At 71.2% G+C, this 13,719-nt stretch carries 14 protein-coding genes; 5 read left to right on the top strand and 9 right to left on the bottom strand.

Annotated elements, in window-relative coordinates; translation table 11 throughout:
• Positions 1-40: 40 nt before the first annotated feature.
• The 4 genes from ACDF64_RS13505 to ACDF64_RS13490 form a co-directional block, all read right to left on the bottom strand.
• Positions 41-2,404: an ATP-binding cassette domain-containing protein gene (locus ACDF64_RS13505; RefSeq protein ID WP_394551880.1), complete on the bottom strand. Its 2,364-nt coding sequence runs from the start codon at positions 2,402-2,404 to the stop codon at positions 41-43.
• A 45-nt stretch (positions 2,405-2,449) separates the two neighbouring features.
• Complete coding sequence (locus ACDF64_RS13500) at positions 2,450-2,860, bottom strand: VOC family protein (protein ID WP_394551879.1); 411 nt, start codon at positions 2,858-2,860, stop codon at positions 2,450-2,452.
• A gap of 9 nt (positions 2,861-2,869) precedes the next feature.
• Positions 2,870-3,313, bottom strand: coding sequence for a helix-turn-helix transcriptional regulator (locus ACDF64_RS13495; protein WP_394551878.1), 444 nt, complete (start codon positions 3,311-3,313; stop codon positions 2,870-2,872).
• A 110-nt stretch (positions 3,314-3,423) separates the two neighbouring features.
• Positions 3,424-3,981, bottom strand: a complete 558-nt coding sequence (locus ACDF64_RS13490; protein ID WP_394551877.1) for a hypothetical protein — start codon at positions 3,979-3,981, stop codon at positions 3,424-3,426.
• Between the two features lie 117 nt (positions 3,982-4,098).
• Between ACDF64_RS13490 and ACDF64_RS13485 the strand changes: the two genes are divergently transcribed.
• Complete coding sequence (locus ACDF64_RS13485; protein WP_394551876.1) at positions 4,099-4,704, top strand: HdeD family acid-resistance protein; 606 nt, start codon at positions 4,099-4,101, stop codon at positions 4,702-4,704.
• A 100-nt stretch (positions 4,705-4,804) separates the two neighbouring features.
• On the opposite strand, the gene ACDF64_RS13480 is transcribed toward ACDF64_RS13485, so the two are convergent.
• Positions 4,805-5,578, bottom strand: coding sequence for an SDR family oxidoreductase (locus tag ACDF64_RS13480; RefSeq protein WP_394551875.1), 774 nt, complete (start codon positions 5,576-5,578; stop codon positions 4,805-4,807).
• Positions 5,579-5,731: 153 nt separating this feature from the next.
• On the opposite strand from ACDF64_RS13480, the gene ACDF64_RS13475 reads away from it, so the two are divergent.
• The 4 genes from ACDF64_RS13475 (at position 5,732) to ACDF64_RS13460 (ending at position 8,450) form a co-directional block, all read left to right on the top strand.
• Positions 5,732-6,205 (top strand): NfeD family protein, encoded by a 474-nt coding sequence (locus tag ACDF64_RS13475; protein WP_394551874.1) that lies wholly within the window; start codon positions 5,732-5,734, stop codon positions 6,203-6,205.
• Positions 6,202-7,182 carry an SPFH domain-containing protein gene (locus ACDF64_RS13470; protein ID WP_394551873.1) on the top strand — a complete coding sequence of 327 codons (981 nt, stop codon included), beginning with the start codon at positions 6,202-6,204 and terminating at the stop codon, positions 7,180-7,182. Before ACDF64_RS13475 ends, ACDF64_RS13470 begins: the two co-directional genes overlap by 4 nt.
• Before the next feature lie 13 nt (positions 7,183-7,195).
• Positions 7,196-7,993, top strand: coding sequence for a glycerophosphodiester phosphodiesterase family protein (locus ACDF64_RS13465; protein WP_394551872.1), 798 nt, complete (start codon positions 7,196-7,198; stop codon positions 7,991-7,993).
• Positions 7,994-8,087: 94 nt separating this feature from the next.
• Positions 8,088-8,450, top strand: coding sequence for an RNA polymerase-binding protein RbpA (locus tag ACDF64_RS13460; RefSeq protein ID WP_394551871.1), 363 nt, complete (start codon positions 8,088-8,090; stop codon positions 8,448-8,450).
• 53 nt (positions 8,451-8,503) lie between these two features.
• Here the strand turns inward: ACDF64_RS13460 and lnt are convergent, their stop codons facing one another.
• The 4 genes from lnt to ACDF64_RS13440 all read right to left on the bottom strand — a co-directional run bounded on the left by lnt (position 8,504) and on the right by ACDF64_RS13440 (position 13,695).
• The gene (gene lnt / locus ACDF64_RS13455) at positions 8,504-10,102 is read right to left on the bottom strand and encodes an apolipoprotein N-acyltransferase (RefSeq protein WP_394555144.1); all 1,599 of its coding nucleotides are present in this window, start codon (positions 10,100-10,102) and stop codon (positions 8,504-8,506) included.
• Positions 10,103-10,172: 70 nt separating this feature from the next.
• Entirely contained in the window at positions 10,173-12,599 is a 2,427-nt protein-coding gene (locus ACDF64_RS13450) for a DEAD/DEAH box helicase (protein WP_394551870.1), read from the bottom strand.
• A gap of 38 nt (positions 12,600-12,637) precedes the next feature.
• Positions 12,638-13,387: a twin-arginine translocase subunit TatC gene (gene tatC, locus ACDF64_RS13445; RefSeq protein WP_394555143.1), complete on the bottom strand. Its 750-nt coding sequence runs from the start codon at positions 13,385-13,387 to the stop codon at positions 12,638-12,640.
• A gap of 50 nt (positions 13,388-13,437) precedes the next feature.
• Entirely contained in the window at positions 13,438-13,695 is a 258-nt protein-coding gene (locus ACDF64_RS13440) for a twin-arginine translocase TatA/TatE family subunit (protein ID WP_394551869.1), read from the bottom strand.
• Positions 13,696-13,719: the final 24 nt, after the last annotated feature.

The following is a 13,719-nucleotide window of genomic DNA, read 5'->3' as shown; positions in this document are numbered from 1 at the left end:
GGCGCGCGATCCCGACTCGACTCGCCGGGCAGCCGACCCGTCACCCGACCGTTGCGGACGCGCCGACGTACTCCGCGAGGTGCTCCCCCGTGAGCGTCGACTTCGCCGCCACGAGGTCGGCCGGCGTGCCCTCGAACACGACGAGCCCGCCGTCGTGCCCGGCGCCCGGGCCGAGGTCGATGATCCAGTCGGCGTGCGCCATGACCGCCTGGTGGTGCTCGATGACGATGACCGACTTCCCCGCGTCGACCAACCGGTCGAGCAGTCCGAGCAGGTTGGCGACATCGGCGAGGTGCAGGCCGGTGGTCGGCTCGTCGAGCACGTAGACGTCGCCCGGTTCGCCCATTGCGATGGCGAGCTTGATGCGCTGCCGCTCACCGCCGGACAGGGTCGACAGCGGCTGGCCGAGGCTGAGGTAGCCGAGCCCGACGTCCTCGAGGCGACCGAGGATCGCCGCCGCGGCCGGGATCTTCGCCTCCCCCGACGAGAAGAACTCGCGCGCCCTGGCGACCGGGAGGTCGAGCACCTCGGTGATGTCCAGTCCCCCGAGCTTGTAGTCGAGCACGGCGGCCTGGAAGCGCTTTCCGCCGCAGTCCTCGCACGGGGTCTCGATGGTGTCCATGAACCCGAGCTCGGTGATGATCACACCGGCGCCCTTGCACGTCGGGCACGCGCCCTCGGAGTTGGCGCTGAAGAACGCGGGCTTCACGCCGTTGGCCTTCGCGAACGCCTTGCGGATCGGTTCGAGCAGGCCCGTGTAGGTGGCCGGGCTGCTGCGGCGCGAGCCCTTGATCGCGCCCTGGTCGATCGAGACGATACCCTCGCGCGGCGACACGGATCCGTGGATGAGCGAGCTCTTGCCGGATCCGGCGACGCCCGTGACGACGGTGAGTACGCCGAGCGGGATGTCGACATCCACGCCCTGCAGGTTGTTCTCGTCGGCGCCGCGGACCTCGATCGCGCCCGCGCCCGAGCGCACGGTCGGCTTGATGGCGGCGCGGTCGTCGAGGTGGCGGCCGGTCAGGGTCCCGCTCGACTTCAACGCCGCGACCGTCCCCTCGAACTCGATCGTCCCCCCGGCGCTGCCGGCGCCGGGTCCGAGGTCGACGACGTGGTCGGCGATCGCGATGGTCTCGGGCTTGTGCTCGACGACCAGCACGGTGTTGCCCTTGTCGCGCAGTCGCAGGAGCAGCGTGTTCATGCGCTGGATGTCGTGCGGGTGCAGGCCGATCGTCGGCTCGTCGAACACGTACGTGACATCCGTCAGCGACGAGCCGAGGTGCCGCAGCATCTTGATGCGCTGCGCCTCTCCCCCGGACAGCGTGCCGGACGGCCGTTCGAGGCTGAGGTAGCCGAGGCCGAGCGTGACGAACGCATCGAGGTTCGCGCCGAGGGCTGCGAGCAGCGGGCCCGCCTCCGGGAGGTCGAGCCCGCGCACCCACTCCGCGAGGTCGGTGACCTGCATGCGGCACGCGTCGGCGATGCTGATGCCGTCGATCTTCGAGGACCTCGCGCCCTCGGTCAGGCGCGTGCCGTCGCACTCGGGGCAGCGCGCGAACGTCGCCACGCGCTGCACGAAGGCCCGGATGTGGGGCTGCAGCGCGTCGACGTCCTTCGACAGCATCGACTTCGTGATCTTCGGGATCAGGCCCTCGTAGGTCATGTTGATCCCGCTGATCTTCACCTTCGTGACCTCGCCGTAGAGGAAGAGGTGGCGCTGCTTCTCGGTGAACTCGGCGATCGGCCGGTCGGCGGGATAGAACCCCGACTCCGAGAACCCCTTCACCATCCAGCCGTCGGCCGTGTAGCCGGGCACCATGATGGCGCCCTCCTCCAGCGACTTCGATTCGTCGACGATCTGGCCGAGGTCGAGGTCGGAGACGAGACCCCGCCCCTCGCAGCGGGGGCACATCCCGCCGAGGTAGATCGCACCCTGCACGATCTTCTTCTCGCCGTTCGGACCCGTCATCACCCCGCTCGCCTTCTGCGTCGGGATGTTGAACGAGAACGCCGTCGGCCCGCCGATGTACGGGTCGCCGAGCCGGCTGAACAGGATGCGCAGCATCGCGTTGGCGTCGGTCACCGTGCCGACGGTCGACCGCGGGTTCGCGCCCAGCCGCTCCTGGTCCACGAGGATCGCCGTCGTGAGGCCGTCGAGCACGTCGACGTCGGGCCGCGGCACCGACGGCATGAAGCCCTGGACGAACGCGCTGTAGGTCTCGTCGATGAGGCGCCGGGATTCCGCGGCGATCGTGTCGAAGACGAGCGAGCTCTTGCCCGACCCGGAGACCCCGGTGAACACCGTCAGCCGTCGCTTCGGGATCTCGATCGAGACATCCTTCAGGTTGTTCTCACGAGCGCCCTGGACGCGGATCAGGTCGTGGCTGTCGGCCGAGTTCGTCATGGTCTCCATCTTGGCGGTCGGGTGCGACGTCGGGCTACGGATGCCTCAGCGGGGCTGCTGGATGCGGACCATGTTGCCCGCGGGGTCGCGGAACGCGCAGTCCCGTACGCCGTACGGTTGGTCGATCGGCTCCTGCGCGACCTCGGCGCCGCTCGCGGCGACCTGCTCGAACGCACCGTCGACGTCGGTGGTCGCGAGCACGATGCTCGCGTAGGTGCCCTTCGCCATCATCTCGGCGACCGTCCGCTTCTCGTCGGCGGTCGTGCCGGGGTCGGGCGTCGGCGGCGTGAGCACGACCGAGATGTCGGGCTGGCCGGCCGGCCCGACCGTGATCCACCGCATGTCCTCGTAGCCGACGTCGTTGCGCACCTCGAAGCCGAGGGTGTCGCGGTAGAACGCGAGGGATGCCTCGGGGTCGGTGTGCGGCAGGAACGTGTACTGAATCGTGATGTCCATGCCGTCACGCTACGCGCGCGGTTCGGCGGGCGCTTCTCGATTCCTGATCGGTCTGGCGACGCGTTTCGCGAGCACCGACGGGAGCGCCTCGAAGATCCCGTCCGGCTGCTGGCGGAACACGCTCGGCGGCACGCCGACGAGCTCCGTGAACCGGGTGCTGAACGTGCCGAGCGACGAGCAGCCGACCTCGTAGCAGACCTCGGTGACGCTCAGGTCGCCGCGCCGGAGCAGCGCCATCGCGCGTTCGATGCGGCGGGTCATGAGGTAGCTGTACACCGACTCGCCGTAGGCCTTCTTGAACTCGCGGCTGAGGTGACCGGCCGAGACGTTGATGCCGCGCGCGAGCGCGTCGACGTCGAGCGGCTGCGCGTACTCGCGGTCGATCCGGTCGCGGACGCGGCGCAGCATCGCGAGGTCGCGGAGGCGCTGGTCGTCGTCGGTCGAAGGTGCCATCGATCCGATCGTGCCACGGACTCGCCGAGCCGGCCCAGCGATCCCCCGCGCAGCCGACGCGCGTCCGGCCCGGCGGCCGGAGCCCGAGCCGGGCGGAAGTGCGGCTCCCGCTACTGCGGTCGCGGGCACTCCACGCGCGACCCCGGCCCGTCCGCGGACCCCGGCTCGGCGGCCGAGGCGCCGAGCACCTGCCCGCCACGGACCAGCACGCACGAGAGCGGGAGGTCCGCGTCGGTCGCCGCCCGGAATCCGGTGAGCGCCGAGGCGTCGGCGTCGCCGCAGAGCGCGAGGACGACGGTGATCAGCGGGCCGGGCGAGGTCATCCGGCGGACCATCCGCTGCCCGTCCTCGCGGAAGACCGGATAGGTCACCCGCACCGGCGTGTCCGCGTCGCCGCTGCTCACGACGAACTCGACCAGGCCCGGATCCGCGGGATCGATCGGGCAGTCCCCGCGCTGGCCGGGCATGACGGCGATCGCGGAAGCCGGATCGGGCAGGTCGCCCGGCCAGTCGCCCCCTGGCCGCGCGGACGCGGTCGCGTCGGCCGACGGGGTCGCGCCGCCCCCGCTCGACTGCGTGCCGGTGCATCCGCCGAGGATCACCGCGAGCAGGACCGCGGCGACGGCCCATGGGGCGGTCGTCGCGGCGTTCCCGCGGGTCGCTCGCATGCCCGCATCGTATGACGCGCCGCGGCGACTCGCGCGGAAACCTCTGTCGCACGTGCCCCCCTGCGGCATAGCCTGACGCTTGCACGCAGTTCGCCGCGCTTGAATGGGGGCCCCACCATGTCCAGTACCCAACCCGATTCGTTCCTCGCCGGGTTCAGCCTCGACTCGACCGACCTGAACAAGGGGACGATCAACACGATCCGCGCGACCCTCGGCATCGCCGGCGTCGTCGCGCTCATCTTCGGGATCCTGATCACGTTCTGGCCCGACAAGACGGCCATCGCGCTCGCGTGGCTGCTGGGGCTCTACTTCCTCATCGCCGGCATCGTCTACCTCGGCCTCGGCATCTTCTCGCGGGGCATCTCGGGCGGCTCGAGGGCGCTCGACATCGTCCTCGGCCTGCTGTTCGCGATCGGCGGGATCATCGTGCTCGTGAACCCGTCCGAGTCGGCCGTCGTCATCGGCATCTTCCTCGGCGTCCTCATCGGCATCCTGTGGATCATCGAGGGCGTGGTCGCGCTCATCCAGTCGGGCGATGCGCGTTCGCGCGGGTGGGCGATCTTCTTCGGCATCCTGAGCCTGATCGCGGGGATCATCCTGCTGTTCTCGCCGCTGTGGGGCGCCGCGTTCCTCTTCTGGTTCGGCGGCATCGCGCTCATCGTGCTCGGCATCGTGCAGATCGTGCGCGCCTTCACGTTCGGCAAGGGCGCGAAGGTCGCCTGACGTCGACCCTCGCAGAACGGCGGAGGCCGGCCCGGGACATCCCGGGCCGGCCTCCGCCGTTCGCGTCTCGGTTCGCGTCTCGGTTCGCGTCGACGCTCGCTCAGTCGAGCGAGACGGGCGTGAAGCCCGACACGTCGCCGACGTACCGCGTGTGGTCGGCCGGGATCGGCTCGAGCGCCGCCGTCGCGACCTCCGCCGCGAACTCGGAGACGTTGTAGAGCCGACCGGCGTCGGCCTTGCGCGCCTCGATCGCACCGGGGTTGGCGCGCTCGAGCAGGGTCGCGGTGATGGTGCCCTCGATCATGTCTCCCGACACGACCACGAACTCGACGCCCGCGGTCGCGAAGTCGGGCAGCTTCGCGCGCAGCGCGTCCTCACCCGCGCGCTTCGAGAGCGCGACGGGCTCGTACTCGGGCATCGTCGGGGTCGTGCGGATGAAGTGGGCCTGGTGGCTCGTGACGAAGACGATCCGCGATCCGGCGCCGAGGTGCGGCAGGGCCTGCTCGACGACGTTCACCTGCGCGTCGCGGTTCAGGCGCATCGCGTAGTCCTCGCCCATGCCGCTCTCCATGCCGCCCGAGGCGTTCAGGACCAGCAGGTCGACCTTGCCGAACTCCTCGACGGCGCGCGCGAACATCGCCGCGACCGACTCGGCGTCCGTGAGGTCGGCGCCGACGGCGATCGCGCGGCCGCCGCCCTCGACGATCTCGGCGACGACCTTGTCGGCGCGGGGGGCCTTGCTGCGGTAGTTCACGACGACGGCGGCACCGGCCTCCGCGAGGTAGCGCGCGGTGTCGGCACCGATGCCGCGCGACGAGCCGGTCACGACGGCGACGCGTCCGGCGAGCGATCCCGGGGCGAGTGGATTGGTCAAGGCGGGCTCCTCAGGGCGTGGGGCGGCGGGCGTCCGCCCGCCGTGCATACCGATCGAGACTACCAATCGCCGACATCCCCCATCCGCCCGCCCACGGCGGGAGGGCCCCTGCTAGGTTCGAGACGGGGGCGCGTTCGAATCGAAGGAGAACCGATGGATGTGCTGACCCAGTACGCCTGGATCGCCTGGCTCGTGCTGATCCTGGTCTTCGCGACGATCGAGGTCTTCACGCTCGAGATGACCTTCCTCATGCTGGCGCTCGGGAGCGTCGCGGGCCTGCTGTCGGGCCTGTTCGGCATCCCGTGGTGGGCGCAGTTCCTCATCGCGGCGCTGGTCGCGCTCGCGCTCATCCTCACCCTGCGCCCATCGCTGCTCCGGATGCTCCGGAAGGGCGGCGACCCCGCGCGCAGCAACATCGACGCGCTCATCGGCGCCGACGGCCGCGTCGTGCGGACGGTCACGAACCTCGGCGGCCAGGTGAAGCTCCAGAACGGCGAGACCTGGACGGCGCGGCTGTCCCCCATCACCGAACAGGCGGATGTCCCGGTCGGCGCACAGGTGCTCGTCACGGGCATCGACGGCGCGACGGCCGTGGTCGTCCCCGTGGAGAGGAGCACCCCCCAGTGAGCGACATCGGCCCGATCATCGCGACGATCGTCATCGTCGCGGTCGTCGTCTTCGTCATCGTCGTCCTCGCCCGGTCGATCCGGATCATCCCGCAGGCGTACGCGGGCGTCGTGGAGCGGCTCGGGCGGTACCACAACACGCTGACGCCGGGCCTGAACATCCTGGTGCCGTTCATCGACCGGCTGCGGCCGCTCGTGGACATGCGCGAGACCGTGGTCTCGTTCCCGCCGCAGCCGGTGATCACCGAGGACAACCTCGTGGTCTCGATCGACACGGTCGTGTACTTCCAGGTGACCGATGCGCGCGCCGCGACCTACGAGATCGCGAACTACCTCGGCGCGGTCGAGCAGCTGACCACCACGACCCTCCGCAACGTCGTCGGCGGCCTGAACCTCGAAGAGGCGCTGACCTCGCGCGACAACATCAACGGCCAGCTCCGCGTCGTGCTCGACGAGGCGACCGGCAAGTGGGGCATCCGCGTGTCCCGCGTCGAGCTGAAGGCGATCGACCCGCCCCTCTCGATCCAGGACTCGATGGAGAAGCAGATGCGCGCCGAGCGGGACCGCCGCGCCGTCATCCTCACCGCCGAGGGCACGAAGCAGTCGGCGATCCTCGAGGCCGAGGGCATGCGGCAGGCCGCGATCCTGCGGGCCGAGGGCGAGGCGAAGGCCGCGGTGCTCCGCGCGCAGGGCGAGGCCGAGGCGATCCAGACGGTGTTCCTCGCGATCCACCAGGGCGACCCGGACCCGAAGCTGCTCGCGTACCAGTACCTGCAGACGCTGCCGAAGCTGGCGCAGGGCGAGGCGAACAAGCTCTGGATCGTGCCGAGCGAGCTCACAGAGGCGCTGAAGGGCATCGGCCGCGCGTTCACGCCCGGTGTCGGCGCCACCTCGCCGGCGGCGGCTGCGGCCGACGGCGGTCCACGTACGGCGAGCGGCGCCGAGGCAGCCGGCTCGCCGGATGCGCCGCGGGCCTGACCCGGCGCCCCGGATGCACGCGCCCGAGGACGCGGGGGGCTGGTTCTCCCCCGCCGTCCCCAGGGTGCTCGCGCACCGCGGCCTGGCGACGGATGCCCCGGAGAACACGATGCCGGCATTCCGTGCCGCCGTCGCGGCCGGGGCGCGGTATCTCGAGACCGACGTCCACCGCAGTCGGGACGACGTCGCCATCGTCTCGCACGATCCGACGCTCGCGCGCGTCGGCAGCCGGCCCGAGCGGATCGGCGAGCTCACGGCGGCCGAGCTGGCCGAGGTCGACCTCGGCGGAGCGGGCCTGCCGACGCTCGCCGAGGTGCTGGCCGCGTTCCCGGGCATCCGCTGCAACGTCGACGTGAAGGAGGAGGCGGCGGTCGGCCCGACGGTCGAGGCGATCCGCGCGGCGGACGCCGTCGATCGGGTGCTGCTCACGAGCTTCTCCGACTCGCGTCGGCGTCGACTGGCCCGTCTGCTGCCCGGCGTGGCGACCTCGGTCGGGAGCGCGGGCGTGGTCCGCGCCGTGGTCGCCGCACCGTTGGGCGCACGGGGCATCCGTTGGGCGATCCGCGGGGCTCGCGCGCTCCAGGTGCCCGAGCGGTCCGGGATCCTCAGGATCGTGTCCCCGCGGCTGATCGCCGCCGCGCACGCGGCCGGCGTCGAGGTGCACGTGTGGACCGTGAACGACCCCGACGACATGCGACGGCTGCTCGCGCTCGGCGTCGACGGGCTCGTCACGGACCGGTGCGACGTCGCGCTCGCACTGATCGACGACGCGGGCTCCGCCGCCGGCGGTCCCGAGCGGCCGGCAACCTGAAAAACGCCCGAGAAAAACTCAGCATCCGGAAGGGTTCTCCCCAGCTTCGTCGTTTATACATGGTGACGACGTGACGAGAGTTTGAGGAGCCCCCATGGCAGACCGGAGCCTTCGCGGCATGCGCATCGGTGCGCAGAGCCTGCAGAGCGAGGACGGAGTGGTGTTCGCCGACCGTGCGAACTACACCTACCGTTGCGAGGCGTGCGGTCGGGAGACCGTCATGACGTTCTCGACCGACGCAGACACCCCCGAGTCCTGGGAGTGCCGCACCTGCGGTGCGCAGGCGACGCTGCTGGTCGACTCCAAGCCGGTCGAGATCGACCGCTCGAACGAGAAGGTCGCTCGCACCCACTGGGACATGCTGCTCGAGCGCCGCACGATCCCCGAGCTCGAGGAGCTCCTCGAGGAGCGCCTCCAGTTCCTCCGCGCACGACGCGGTCAGCGCCAGAGCGCCTGACCCGCCACCGACGCCCGGGAGCCGGCTGACGCCGGCCCCGGGCGTTCCGCGTGTCAGGCCTGCGCGCGGCCGCCGTCCGCCGCGTCGCCGCCGGCGCCGTCGGCGCGCGCGTCGTCGCCGTCACCGGCCGCGACCGCGCCGGAACCGGATGCCCCGGCACGACGTCGCGCGAGGAGTCCGGCCGCGACGAGCGCGCCGAGGGAGAGCACCAGGATGCCGCTCGGCACCCACTCCCCCAGGACGACCGCGGGCGTGAGCCCCGTGCGCAGTTCGACGTCGGTCACCATCGCGCCCGGTTCATCCGCCGGCAGGCCGTCGATCGTGCGCCCGGCCGGATCGATGACCTGGCTCGTGCCGACCGTCGACAGGTTGACGACCGTCCGCCCGGTCTCGATCGCCCGAAGCCTTGCGATCGCGAGCTGCTGGAGGTTCTCGTCGGTCCCGCGGAAGTCGGCGTTGTTGGTCTGCAGCAGGTAGACCTCGGCGCCGTCGCGCGCGCCCTCCCAGATCAGGTCGTCGTAGATGACGTCGAAGCAGATCGCGAGGCCCACGACCGCGTCGCCCACGTCGAACACGGGCGGATTCGTCCCCGGCGAGTAGCCGCGCTGCACGAGTCCGATGAGGTCTGGTGCGAGCGCGTAGTAGAAGTCGCGGTCGGGGATGTACTCCCCGAACGGCACCGGGTGCCGCTTGTCGTACGAGTCGACGACGCCGTCGCCCGAGACCCAGAGCATCGACGTGTTGAAGAACTCGTCGCCGCGCTGCGTGACGCCGTTCATGATCAGCGGGGCGTCGAGTTCCGCCGTCACGCGGTCGAGCTCGTCGGCTGCGGCGGTTCCGGGGCGAACGTCGGCATCGGCGACGGATCCCTCCGGCCAGAGCAGTACGTCCACGCCGGACTCGTCGAGGATGGGCTCGGTCGCCTCCAGCTGCGAACGGAAGATGTCGCCGGGCCCGCGCTCGTCGAAGTACCCGGCCGGCCCGTTGCCCTGGACGCTCGCGACCCGCATGGTGCCGCCGCCGGTCGTCGACCACGCCGGCACGAGCATGGCGGCGGCCGTGACGAGCACGACCGGCACGAGCCCGGGCAGGTCACGCCACCGGCGGGCGCGGACCCATTCGAGCGCCATCGCCGCGATCCAGACGAGCACGAAACCCAGACCGGACGACCCGACCCACGACACGACCTCGGCGAACGGGCTCTCCGACTGGCTGAGCGCCGCCCGGCCCCACGGGAACCCGCCGTACGGCAGCGTGCCCGACGCGGTCTCCCGCACGATCCAGAGTCCGGCGACGATCGCGGGCAGCGCGACCGCGCGCACCCACCCCCACGGCCACGCCCGCGGCACCCACCGGTAGGCCAGCGTGATGAGCACGGCGCCGCCCGCGACGAACGCGGCCTCGAGGAACGAGAGCGCGAGCCACGGCACCGGTCCGAGGTACCGGCTGGTCCAGTCGACGTGCACGAGGTAGAACGCCGCCCCGAACGCGAATCCGACCAGGAGCGAACCGCCGATGCTCCGGCCCACGAGCGTCGCGAGCGCGATCGCCGACCCGACGATCGCGAGCGGCCAGATCCCGACCTCCGGGAAGGCGAGATCGTAGACGACACCGCCGAATGCGGCGATCGGCAAGGCGACCCACCACGGCATCAGGGGACGGACGGCGGCGGGCACGCCCCTCAGCCTAGGCGACCGCAACGGGGCATCCGGACGCCCTCGACTAGGACGCGACCGAGTCGATGACCACACCGCGGCGCACCTCGTCGATCGCCTGCCTGGCCGCCGCGCCGACCTCGGCATCGGCCACGATCGAGACCTGGTCGAGCAGGTCGATCACCTGCTTGGCCAGGCGGACGAAGTCGCCCGCCGCGAGCTCCGTGTCCTCGAGCACCTTCCCGAGGTGGGCCCCGCGCGCCCACGAGTGCATGGCCTGCGAGAGCACCGCCGACGGCGGCTCGCTGCCCTGCAGCCGGTGGTCGCGCTCGAGGTCGTCGAGCACCGCCCACGCGTCGCTCGTGCGCTCGAGCGCGGCGCGGAACGGACCGCGAGGCAGGCGGAACTCGATGCCCCGGTCGTCGCGCCGCGGCTCGTAGACCAGCGCGGCGGCCATCGCCGCGAGGCCGGCGCTGTCGAGCCCGTCCCAGAGTCCGCGGCGCAGGCACTCGGCGACGAGGAGGTCCCGCTCGCCGTAGATGCGCTTGAGGATCCGGCCGGCGGCCGTGGACACCAGCTCGCCGGACGGGTCGCGTTCGACGTACCCGAGCGCGGCGAGCACGTCCGTCACGCGGTCGAACCGCTTGGCGACCTGTCCGGTCCTCGTGCGGATCCGGCTCGCGAGCTGGTCGTGATCGCGCTTGAGGCGCCACCACCGCTCGGCCCACCGCGCGTGCGCCTCGCGCTCGGCGCACCCGTTGCAGGGGTGCGCGCGCATCGCCTTGCGCCGGTCCGCGATCTCCTGCTGGAGCCGGTCCCGCTGCGCGTGCGAGGGGTTCCCCTTCGCGCCCTCCCGCTCGAGCTCGGCGATGCGGCGTCGGATCGCCGAATACTCGGCGAAGTCGCCGAGATGGCAGCGCATCGCCTCCTCGAACCCGGCCATGGAGTCCTCCTGCTTGCGCAGGGTCCGCGCGAGGTCGACGACCGCGCGGTCGGCCTGGAACTGCGCGAACGACAGCTCGAGGATCTGCCGCGTGCGTTCGCGCCCGAACTGGTCGATGAGGTTCACGGCCATGTTGTAGGTCGGCTTGAAGCTCGAGTTCAGCGGGTAGCTGCGACGCGACGCGAGCGCGGCGACCGCCTCGGGGTCGAGCCCGTCGGCCCAGTGGATCACCGAATGGCCCTCGACGTCGATGCCACGACGCCCCGCGCGTCCGGTGAGCTGCGTGTACTCCCCCGGCGTGATCGGCACGCGCGCCTCGCCGTTGAACTTCTCGAGCTTCTCGAGCACGACCGACCGCGCGGGCATGTTCACGCCGAGCGCGAGGGTCTCGGTCGCGAAGACGACCTTCACGAGCTTGCGCACGAAGAGCTCCTCGACGACCTCCTTGAACGCGGGCAGCATGCCCGCGTGGTGCGCCGCCACGCCGCGCTGGAGTCCCTCGAGCCAGTCCCAGTAGCCGAGCACGGCGAGGTCGTCGTCGCGCAGCACCCGCACGCGCGACTCGACGACCCGTCGGATCTCCTCGCGCTCGGATGCCTCGGTGAGCCGGATGCCGCTGCGGAGCACCTGCCGGACGGCCTGGTCGCAGCCCACCCGGGAGAAGACGAACACGATCGCCGGCAGCAGGTGCTGCGACTGCAGGAGTGCGATCGCCTCCGGCCGGTCCATGCGCCCCTGACCCGGCGCGCCGGCGCGCGGGTGCCGGCCGCGATCGGAGCCGCGGCGCCCCCGCTGCGATCGAACCCCGAGCGACCGGCCGTCGCCGAGCCGGCGCAGCTCGGGATTCACCCGGTGCGTCGCCGCCTGGCCGGACGAGTCGAACAGGTCCACCAGCTTGCCCCGGACGAGGACGTGCTGCTCGAGCGGAACCGGCCGCGCCTCCGAGACGATGACGTCGGTGTCGCCGCGCACCGCCTGCAGCCAGTCGCCGAACTCCTCGGCGTTCGACACGGTCGCGCTGAGCGACACCAGTCGCACCGACTCCGGGAGGTGGATGATGACCTCCTCCCACACCGCCCCGCGGAAGCGGTCGGCGAGGTAGTGGACCTCGTCCATGACGACGTACGCGAGCCGGTCCAGCAGGGGCGAGTCGGCGTACAGCATGTTGCGGAGCACCTCGGTCGTCATCACGACGATGCGGCCGCCGGCGTTCACGTTCGTGTCGCCCGTGAGCAGGCCGACCTGGTCGGCGCCCCAGGTGTCGACGAACTCCTGGTACTTCTGGTTCGACAACGCCTTGATCGGCGTCGTGTAGAACACCTTCGCGTCGGGTTCCTGCATGGCGAGGAACACCGCGAACTCGGCGACGACCGTCTTCCCGGCCCCCGTCGGCGCCGCGACGAGCACGCTCCGGTCCTCGTCGAGCGCGGCGCACGCCGCTCGCTGGAACGGATCGAGGTCGAAACGCTGGCCGGAGGCGAACTCGGCGAGCCGCGGCTGCCGGCGTCGATCGCGCGAGAGCGCGTACCGCTCGGCTGGCGAGAGGGTCATGCCCCCAGCCTAGACAGCGCGCGACGACGGACCGTCCGCTAGACGGATGCCCCGAACTCCTCGAGGTTCCGCTTGGCGACGCGGCGATCGTGGACGAACGCGATGAACCAGGCGGTGAAGTACAGCAGCACCATCGGGATGGCGAGCAGGAACATCGAGATGACGTCCGCCGACGGCGTCGCGATCGCCGTGAACAACACGATCACGAGGATCGCGATCCGCCACGACCGCAGGATCGACGCCGCCGAGATGACGCCGGCGAAGTTCAGCAGCACGATGAACACGGGCAGCACGAATGCGACGCCGATCGCGAGCACGAGTTTCAGGACGAAGTCGAAGTAGATCTTCGCGTCGAGGTAGCTGACGTCCTGTTGGGGCACGAACCCGGTCATGACCTCGACCACGTGCGGCAGCACGTACCATCCCGCGGCGCAGCCGGCGAAGAACAGCGGGACCGCGGTGAACAGGAACCCGAACGTGAAGCGACGCTCGCGCAGCGTGAGCCCCGGGACGAGGAACGCGAAGATCTGGTACAGCCACACCGGGCTCGCGAGCACGATGCCGAGCGTGAACGCGATCTGGAGTCGCAGGTCGAAGGCGCCCGTGATGGTCGGGTACGTGATCTGGGCATCGCGCGCCTGGGCCTCCGCGATGTGGGTGACGGGCTCGCGCAGCGCGTCCCACACCCACTCCGAGAGCAGCCAGCCGAGCACGGCACCCACGACGATGGCCGCCGCCGAGATGAAGAGGCGTCGTCGCAGCTCGAGGAGATGCGACGCGAGGGACATCCGCTTCTCGCGGTCCTTCTCGCCGCGTTCCGTCACCGATGTCACGTCGGTCAGGCGCCCGGACCGGAGTCCGTGCTCCCGGCGGCCTTCGGCTTCTCGGTCGCCTCGGACGCCGAGTCGCCCGTGCCCGGGGTCTGCTCCGCGGGCGGGGCGGCGCCGTCCTTGGCGTCAGGTCGCACCTCGTTCCGCAGGATCTTCATCGACTGGCCGAGGCTCTTCGCGAGCGCGGGGAGCTTGGGCGCACCGAAGAGCAGCAGGATGACGATGAGGATGACCAGCGCGTGCCAGCCGGTGAAGCCTTGCCACATGGGTGTGCGTCCTATGTTCGAGGA

Origin of the sequence: Agromyces sp. MMS24-JH15 (assembly GCF_043518605.1) — a bacterium.
Classification (GTDB): domain Bacteria; phylum Actinomycetota; class Actinomycetes; order Actinomycetales; family Microbacteriaceae; genus Agromyces.
This window is presented reverse-complemented; position numbering and strand designations above follow the sequence as displayed.